The following is a 7304-nucleotide window of genomic DNA, read 5'->3' as shown; positions in this document are numbered from 1 at the left end:
ATATGTACTCATTCAAAGCGTACAATATATTTTGAATTCTTGTCAATTTGGTTTTCAAAGTAGTGAGTGCCAAGTCTTTGGTGTAAACCATCCGAAAATCTCATAAATGCTTGTTGATCCGCTCGTCAAAATGAATAGCGAGCTGGAAAATAATGAGTCCCCAGTTCTGAACCTTCATCTTCCATTTTTCCTCAATTTTAATGACCGTCAGGTATAAAACCTTGGTGGCAGCTTGTTCTGAGGGGAATTGTGTACGTGTTTTTGTTGCCTTGCAAAACTGGCGATTTAGGCTCTCAATCGGATTTGTGGTGTAGATTAAGCGCCGAATTTCAGGTGTATAGCGGTAAATACGTGACAAGGCATCCCAGTTGTCATACCAACTTTTGACGGCATAAGCATATTTGGCCTGCCATTTTGCAGCCATACGTTCGAGTGCTTCAATGCCTGCTTTTTCAGTTGGAGCCGTGTAAATCCGCTTCATATCCTGGCAGAACTCTTTGCGATCTTTATGCTGCGCAAAACGGCAGCTATAACGCACCTGGTGGACAACACAGCGTTGAACTTCTGTTTGTGGGTAAACGCTTTCAATGGCGTCCTGAAAGCCGCTGAGGCCATCTACCGTACAGATCAGAATGTCCTCAACGCCTCTATTTTTCAAATCGGTTAGGACTCTCAGCCAGAATTTGGATGATTCAGAATTGCCGACCCAGATGCCCAGCACCTCTTTGTAACCTTCTATATTAACGCCCATGATGACATGCGCACACTGATTTGAAACGCCGTTCTCACCACGGATTTTGAGTACAAAGCCATCAAGCCAGAGGATAGGGTAAACGGCTTCCAGCGGGCGATTTTGCCAGGTTTCAATCACAGGCAACAACTTGTCTGTCACCCGGCTAATTGTCGTAGCGCTCAAGCGGGTGCCATAGATTTCCTCAATCTGATCAGCTATGTCACGACTACTCTGGCCACGACTGTACATGCCCAGAATTTTATCCTCTATATTGCCCACATCTGGGCTGCCTTTGGGCACGATTTCGGGCTCAAATTCACCATTACGATCACGTGGCACGGCTAACTCAAATTCTCCGGCAGAGCTACGCACTGTCTTTGTACGCTTGCCGTCACGAGCATTCTGGGTCTTTTTATTGCGATAATCGTACTTGCTATAGCCTGGTTCTGACTCTAACTCCGCTTCCAGCATGGTTTCAAGTGTCTCTTTGTAGATGTCTTTAACCAGACTGTTAATGTCTTCTATTGATTTGATTGCGCCGGATTAAGCCAACTCTTTTAACAGCTCTTTTCTTTACATCTTTTTCCTTCAGGGTTCTTTTTATTTTAGCTTCTCTGGAGGTTTACACCACTTATGTTACACTCTCCCCAATGATATAATAATGCAGATTTGGGGTATAAAAATAAGACATACTGCTGATGATGAGGATGCCAGGTGGACTATAAAATTCGGAATGCCCAACAAACGATTAGCCCTGAATTGCGTGCTAAGGCCAAAGAGCTGGCTCAAAACAAGGTAACAGACGGAGCCCGTAAAACCACTAACAATGAAGTTTTACAACTTGTTCAAGTTGCAAATAAAGATGGAATCGTCAGTGAAGAGGAGCTTAAATTCATTGCGGCACAGGCCAGTAACAGCAATTTAAGCCATCTTGAAAAAGCAAATTTTCAACCCGTAAACAATGAATTTCAATTTGAGGGTGTACAACAAAGTTATTTAAATAATTTGCGTGCAAAGGTCATTCCCCGCCAGACATCGGCCTCTGTGGTAGACAAAAATGTGCGTAGCAACCCAGATTTACAGCCATTTTTGGATGGTATCAATAACCAAAAGCTTTCAGTTCGTGAACGCCAATCTTTGGTTGCCCAATATGCTGATGCCCATAAGTCTTATGCTTCTGCCTTTCCTGCTTTTACCAATGATTTTTTGAATACAGGTAATTTAATGGCTATGGCCATGGGCACAGATCAAGCAGAAGAGCTTGCAAAAAAAGCCCAGGCCTCCAACCAAAAGGTCTCGGAACATGACCTTCGCATGGTGAAGCCGGGATTGTACAGGAATTTGTTTAATGCTTCTTCTCGGGAACCGGTGCTTCAGATTTTAGACAATCTGACCGCTTCTATTAACAAGGGCTATTCTCGTACACCAGAACAGTTATTTCGCAGCGCTGTCACCCTTGCAAAAGGGTTCGGCTCTCAAAATCCTCAGAAAGATGCATTGACGGCAATTGCCGCTTTGATGAACTCTGTACATATTGGCCAAGGTTCAGGTGCCAACGAACAGCACAATCGTGTTTTAGGCCAAATGAGGGCTGCGTATATTGCTTTGAATCAGGGTAATTCGCCAGACTCTGTTATTATGAACCACGGTGTCGGTGGAATGGTGCCCAAAGCACAACAAAATACCCAAGATTTTACTTCTGATAATAATCTGCATTTTTGGTCACACGCTTATCTGGCATATAACGTCATGTCCAGCACAACAGGCTCTGAAACTCAAGCCCGTGACCTCTCTGCTTACATGGGGGCCAGTTATGAGCTTTCCCATTTTGATGAGCGACAGGGTAATTCGGCCTTAAAAGACATTGTGATGAATGCTTATGGCTCTGAATTTGGTATTCAATTATTAAAAAATCCCACAACCCCTTTACCTACTCGTTTTGAGGGGCCACAAGTTGAAAATCGGCGTGACTTTCCTGAATAATAAAAGACGATACTGGGTTACTCTCTTGCTGGTATGTCTGTTGGGCGGAATGCTTGGTTACAAATATTTGGAAAAAACTTTTATAAAAGAAACCAGAACCCTTTCCTCTCCCGATGCTCAACTTTTGCAGAAATATGCTGCGGCTTTAGAGACTGTAGGGAATTTTCTTAGGGATATTCATAATCAACAAAATGAAAAAAACTGCGAGCAAAAAGCCTTGGTTTTTATTCAGGAAGGCAATGACACATTAGATCAGGGCATGTCCCAGTTAGTTTGCTCAAAAGAGTTGCATCGACAAATAGACGGTGTTGAAAATGGTTTAGTAATTGTGAAGTCCAAATTCGAAAGCATCGTATCTCCTGCGGAACATGAAGATGTTTTCTTTTATCTGCGCTTAAAAAGTGGGCGTTGGCAAATTCAACGTATTACATCTCAATACCCTCAATCTTATAAACATTAGCTTTCAGGTGGGTATTGAGCATCAAGGGATTTTTGAGACGAGCACGCTGTTTACGAATCGCCATGAGTACAGATTCCATGCCCAGTTCCATGGTATTGAGTACAAAATCATCAGGAAAATCTTTCAGATTTAAAGTCACGATGATTTCACTACGACCCCGAATCGCTGCGGCCAGGACATGGCGGTCAATTTCATCCAGAAGACTCAGACTGGAAATCAAGTCTTCATACCCTTCAATCAGAGAATCTGGGAAAAAGGTGTCCATGGTATGATAGATCCGCTTCAGACGCTCGGGATCGAGTTCCGGTCTACTTAAAAGTAAATTCCGTACCCACTCATCATGAATCTGCTGAGTCCATTTGGGGCGAAACAGTTCAGTTTCCGCCAGTGTCAGCAAAAAATATCGCAGAGGGGCCGGGAAGAAAACGCAGGCATCAAAGAGAACCGAAAAGGCCACTGACTTCAGTATCCGAGATCCAACTCTTGAGCTTCAGCGGTCAGCTGATCTAAAGCCTGTGAGCGGGCCTCTCTCAACCTCTGCTGATAAGCAAGAAGATCTTCAAAGCGTACTCGGCGATGCTTGCCTGTTTTATGAAAGGGCATCTCGCCTCTCTCCAGAAGTTTCACCAGATAGGGCCTTGAAACATTTAAAAAATCCGCTGCTTGTTGAGTCGTCAATTCTGCATGATAGGGAACCAGTGTAACAGCATGGCCTTGAGCCATCTCAGCAAGCAGAAAAACCAGGAGTTTGACAGCCGAGGCGGGCAAAAGTATCGCTTGTTTCTGTCCCTGAACGTCCGTTGCCTGAAGTTGAAGATCTTCAGAGTGTTGAGGCAGGAGACGAGCCAAGAGACGACTGGTCTCTTTGGCCTGTTGAGACTCAGCTTCGGTTGGCTTTACCAGTTCCGCAAGGGCACCTATCATACGCATCCCTCTCAATATTCACAGTGCTACTTTATAGCTGTTCGTTCATATCATAACACTTTAATCGAAATATTCGAAATGACTTTAACAACCAAGAGAGTCACATTAATAAATAAAACCTACTTAATAGGTTAATCAACCTATTAAGTAGGTTTACAAATCAACTCAAATTCCCTTATGCTAAGACTATGTTAGACACTATTTTAGGCAGCCCCACTGCCATGCGGGTATTTTTGCATTTACACCATTATGGGAAGACCTACGCTTCGGCCATTGCCCATGATTTTGAAATCTCCGTGAGTCAGGTTCAAAAGCAGCTCGAACGCTATGAGAGAGCGGGTATTCTCGTGTCTGAAAAACTTGGAAACACACGCATTTACCAATACAACCTCAAAAACTTTTTAACCCGTCCTTTTATGGAGTTGGTCAAGAGCTTTTATGACGCACTCCCCAACGAGGAAAAAAAGCGGTTTTTAGAGATCCGCCGCCGTCCACGGAAACCAGGGAAAAAGTGAAAGCGTCTGTTAAGCTGAGGTCCGATGACAAATAATCTTTCACGGCCTATTTAATCCCAGATTGGCTTTTATGCTATTATTATAAATATAATCCATAGAGAAATATATTTTATATCTGGGTTTAATTTATATGCCTGAATCCACGTCTGTCACCCAAAAAGTTCTCAAACTAGCTCGAAAACAAGGCTTGATCCGACCAAGTGACCTAACGAAACAGGGGTTACCCCCAGATTACCTCTGGCGTCTTGAAAAGTCGGGGCTTCTGATTCGTTTGGACCGGGGACTTTATATGCGGGCAGATCAAGATTTTTCCAGTCAGATAAGTTTAGCTGAAGTGGGCAAGCGCTTGCCCGATGGTATTATCTGTCTTCTTTCCGCTCTCAGTTTTCATGAGCTAACCCTTCAAATCCCACACCAAATTTGGGTTGCGGTTCACCCTGGGCGTTACCATGCCCAAATGGAAAATCTGACTTTGCGGTATGTTCATCTATCTGGCCGATCGTTGAAAGAGGGCATTGAGTATCATCAGATTGATGGTGTACCGCTGGCCATCTACTCCCCAGCAAAAACCATAGCTGATTGCTTTAAATTCAGATCAGTTTTGGGGATGGAAACTGTGCTTCAGGCCCTGAAAATGGGGTTACAAGAACAGCGTTTCTCACTGGCAGAGCTGACTCACTTTGCCGCCATTAATCGTGTCGAAAAAGTTATACGGCCTTATCTGGAAGTACTCTTGGCATGAAAAGGACTAAAAATCCAGCTGCATCTGTAAAAGCTCGCTTGCTGCTTCTGGCTCAAAAGCAGTCCGAACCCTTTGAAGCAATAATGCTTCGCTATGCCTTTGAAAGGCTTTTATACAGACTGGGTTGTATCATCTCAGATGAAGACTTCTTGCTTAAAGGGGGACTATTGCTGGGAATTCTCTCAAACAGTCCTTATCGTCAAACACGGGATCTCGATTTATTGGGAAAAGGAGATCCCAATGTGGAGCGATTGGTCAAGATTTTTAGCCAAGCTTCTCTCTTAGATTTTCCAGAAGATGGTTTGCGTTTCTCCGAAGATATTCGCACACAAACAATTAAAGAAGAACAAGACTATCCGGGTGTAAGACTCATCTTAAATGCCTTTTTAGAAAACGCCCGCTTGACTCTTCAGGTAGATATCGGTTTTGGTGATGCTGTACTGAAACCTTATCAACCCGTTTTATTTGAACCTCTGCTCGGTTTTCCCTTACCCGAAATACAAGCCTATCCTGTCGAAAGCATCTTGGCGGAAAAGTTCCATGCCCTCTATGTCAGAGGGCTTACAACCAGCCGAATGAAAGATATTTACGATCTGTGGTATCTGATAACAAAACAAACTTGGGGAACCGGGCGTGTGCTTGAAGCCATTCAACTCACTTTTGAAAGACGCCGGACACCCATGCCGATCGCTTTACCGATTATGTTTACCCCCGATTTTTATGAGGATTCAAGTAAATTATCCCAGTGGGAAGCTTTTCAAAAGACAATTCAAGTCAAATCCAAAATTTCACTTCAAGAGACACTCACACAGCTCAAAAATTTTTGGTGGCCTCTGTTTGAAGCCACACAGTTAAAATCTGATTCTGTTCATGAATGGAACCCAGAAACAGGGAATTGGCAAAAACAATGAAGTCTCTTCTGCCCATCAATATTCGGTATGTGTCAGGCTTAAAACGAGCCCGAATTTCCTGTTGTGTTCTGGACACTAATATTTTGCCTAAAGCGTCACCACTTTTTGTCTTCGCATAGGTGAAACCCACTGCGGAATTGATCTGAGTACTGATAGTGTTCCGTTCATATCAGGGCTCAAAAGGCTTTCTTACTTTCGGACAGTTTGTGTGCGACCACCTTTTTCAGGGGGGGCCAATTTGGGGGAAAAGGTCAGTTTGAGCAACGAAATGTTGTTTAATGGTCTGTCCATTCAATCGAGTAAAGTCACCTTTATCCGCGGATAGGTGACTGACACTAGTATTTAATCATAGGATTGCCGGGAGTTTCGCAGTATTTTACATGATCGGAATCTAAATGGAGTGTAAATGGTAAACTTTTGATTTTTTCTCCATTTTTGAGTTCAGTTTCAGCTATCAAAGAGATATCTGTTTGACCCGTTACAAAATAAAAACCACAGTAAGAGGGCGAGGCTGTTGTTCTCACGGGTTTTGACTGTTCTTCAGTTATTTTTGAAAATATAAAAGTTTGTCCCTTATTATTATTGAAGTATGAAAATGTATGTGTTGCTATATCTTCGTCTTTAAAACTACAATTCTTAAAAACAGTCATCAAAGGCATAATTTCTCCCACTTTAGATCGCTCAAATGATTTGTAATGGTAGTTATTTTTATCGATTTCGATTACTTCATGACAGGATTTTTCATCAATGCTTTCTAAAATTAGCGCAGCACTGGGTTGCACTGATGGGGAGATGGATTCAGTGGGCGTTGATCTAGCTCCCTGTGGTAAAGGCTGACATGAAAACAAAAACAAGCCCAGACTGAATCCTAAAGCCCCGATTTTGCTCATTTCATAAAATCCTCTAACTTTGCTGTGTCTTTATTTTAAGCGCTAAGATCTCTGAAAAACAAAAGTAATCGAAAAGTCTTTAAAACCTCAAAGTTTTCCCACATCCAACAAAGCAGTCTTGATTGTCGCCAAAGGCAAAACCAAGG

At 42.9% G+C, this 7304-nt stretch carries 8 protein-coding genes and 1 pseudogene; 5 read left to right on the top strand and 4 right to left on the bottom strand.

Translation table 11 applies throughout. From position 1 onward, the window contains the following. Positions 1-100: 100 nt before the first annotated feature. Positions 101-1297, bottom strand: a pseudogene (locus tag COW20_06710) (IS256 family transposase). A gap of 150 nt (positions 1298-1447) precedes the next feature. On the opposite strand from COW20_06710, the gene COW20_06705 reads away from it, so the two are divergent. Together COW20_06705 and COW20_06700 are read left to right on the top strand one after the other, a co-directional pair. Next, complete coding sequence (locus tag COW20_06705) at positions 1448-2716, top strand: hypothetical protein (protein ID PIW49184.1); 1269 nt, start codon at positions 1448-1450, stop codon at positions 2714-2716. 49 nt (positions 2717-2765) lie between these two features. Continuing rightward, a complete protein-coding gene (locus COW20_06700) occupies positions 2766-3176 on the top strand; it encodes a hypothetical protein (GenBank protein PIW49183.1) in 411 nt (136 codons plus the stop codon). Here the strand turns inward: COW20_06700 and COW20_06695 are convergent. Both COW20_06695 and COW20_06690 read right to left on the bottom strand, forming a co-directional pair. After that, positions 3142-3645 (bottom strand): PIN domain-containing protein, encoded by a 504-nt coding sequence (locus COW20_06695; GenBank protein ID PIW49182.1) that lies wholly within the window; start codon positions 3643-3645, stop codon positions 3142-3144. The two genes, COW20_06700 and COW20_06695, sit on opposite strands and share 35 nt — an antisense overlap. Continuing rightward, on the bottom strand, positions 3639-4100 hold the full coding sequence (locus tag COW20_06690; protein ID PIW49181.1) for a DNA-binding protein: 462 nt from the start codon (positions 4098-4100) through the stop codon (positions 3639-3641). The genes COW20_06695 and COW20_06690 overlap by 7 nt, the downstream gene beginning before the upstream one ends. Before the next feature lie 188 nt (positions 4101-4288). Between COW20_06690 and COW20_06685 the strand changes: the two genes are divergently transcribed. From COW20_06685 to COW20_06675, 3 genes are all read left to right on the top strand, one after another. Next, positions 4289-4615, top strand: a complete 327-nt coding sequence (locus COW20_06685; GenBank protein ID PIW49180.1) for a hypothetical protein — start codon at positions 4289-4291, stop codon at positions 4613-4615. Between the two features lie 130 nt (positions 4616-4745). Continuing rightward, on the top strand, positions 4746-5357 hold the full coding sequence (locus COW20_06680; GenBank protein ID PIW49179.1) for a transcriptional regulator: 612 nt from the start codon (positions 4746-4748) through the stop codon (positions 5355-5357). Then, entirely contained in the window at positions 5354-6268 is a 915-nt protein-coding gene (locus COW20_06675; protein ID PIW49178.1) for a nucleotidyl transferase AbiEii/AbiGii toxin family protein, read from the top strand. Before COW20_06680 ends, COW20_06675 begins: the two co-directional genes overlap by 4 nt. A gap of 335 nt (positions 6269-6603) precedes the next feature. On the opposite strand, the gene COW20_06670 is transcribed toward COW20_06675, so the two are convergent. Beyond that, complete coding sequence (locus COW20_06670) at positions 6604-7158, bottom strand: hypothetical protein (GenBank protein PIW49177.1); 555 nt, start codon at positions 7156-7158, stop codon at positions 6604-6606. Positions 7159-7304 lie beyond the last annotated feature (146 nt).

Source organism: bacterium (Candidatus Blackallbacteria) CG13_big_fil_rev_8_21_14_2_50_49_14 (assembly GCA_002783405.1).
Classification (GTDB): Bacteria; Cyanobacteriota; Sericytochromatia; order UBA7694; family UBA7694.
Note: the sequence above shows the minus strand (reverse complement) of the source record. Positions and strands in the feature narration are given on the sequence as shown.

What these genes read in the sequence shown, in the direction of transcription:
- COW20_06700 (PIW49183.1), top strand. Translation starts at nt 2,766, where the DNA reads ATGCTTGGTTACAAATATTTGGAAAAAACTTTTATAAAAGAAACCAGA.
- COW20_06690 (PIW49181.1), bottom strand. Translation starts at nt 4,100, where the DNA reads ATGATAGGTGCCCTTGCGGAACTGGTAAAGCCAACCGAAGCTGAGTCT.
- COW20_06685 (PIW49180.1), top strand. Translation starts at nt 4,289, where the DNA reads ATGTTAGACACTATTTTAGGCAGCCCCACTGCCATGCGGGTATTTTTG.
- COW20_06680 (PIW49179.1), top strand. Translation starts at nt 4,746, where the DNA reads ATGCCTGAATCCACGTCTGTCACCCAAAAAGTTCTCAAACTAGCTCGA.
- COW20_06675 (PIW49178.1), top strand. Translation starts at nt 5,354, where the DNA reads ATGAAAAGGACTAAAAATCCAGCTGCATCTGTAAAAGCTCGCTTGCTG.
- COW20_06670 (PIW49177.1), bottom strand. Translation starts at nt 7,158, where the DNA reads ATGAGCAAAATCGGGGCTTTAGGATTCAGTCTGGGCTTGTTTTTGTTT.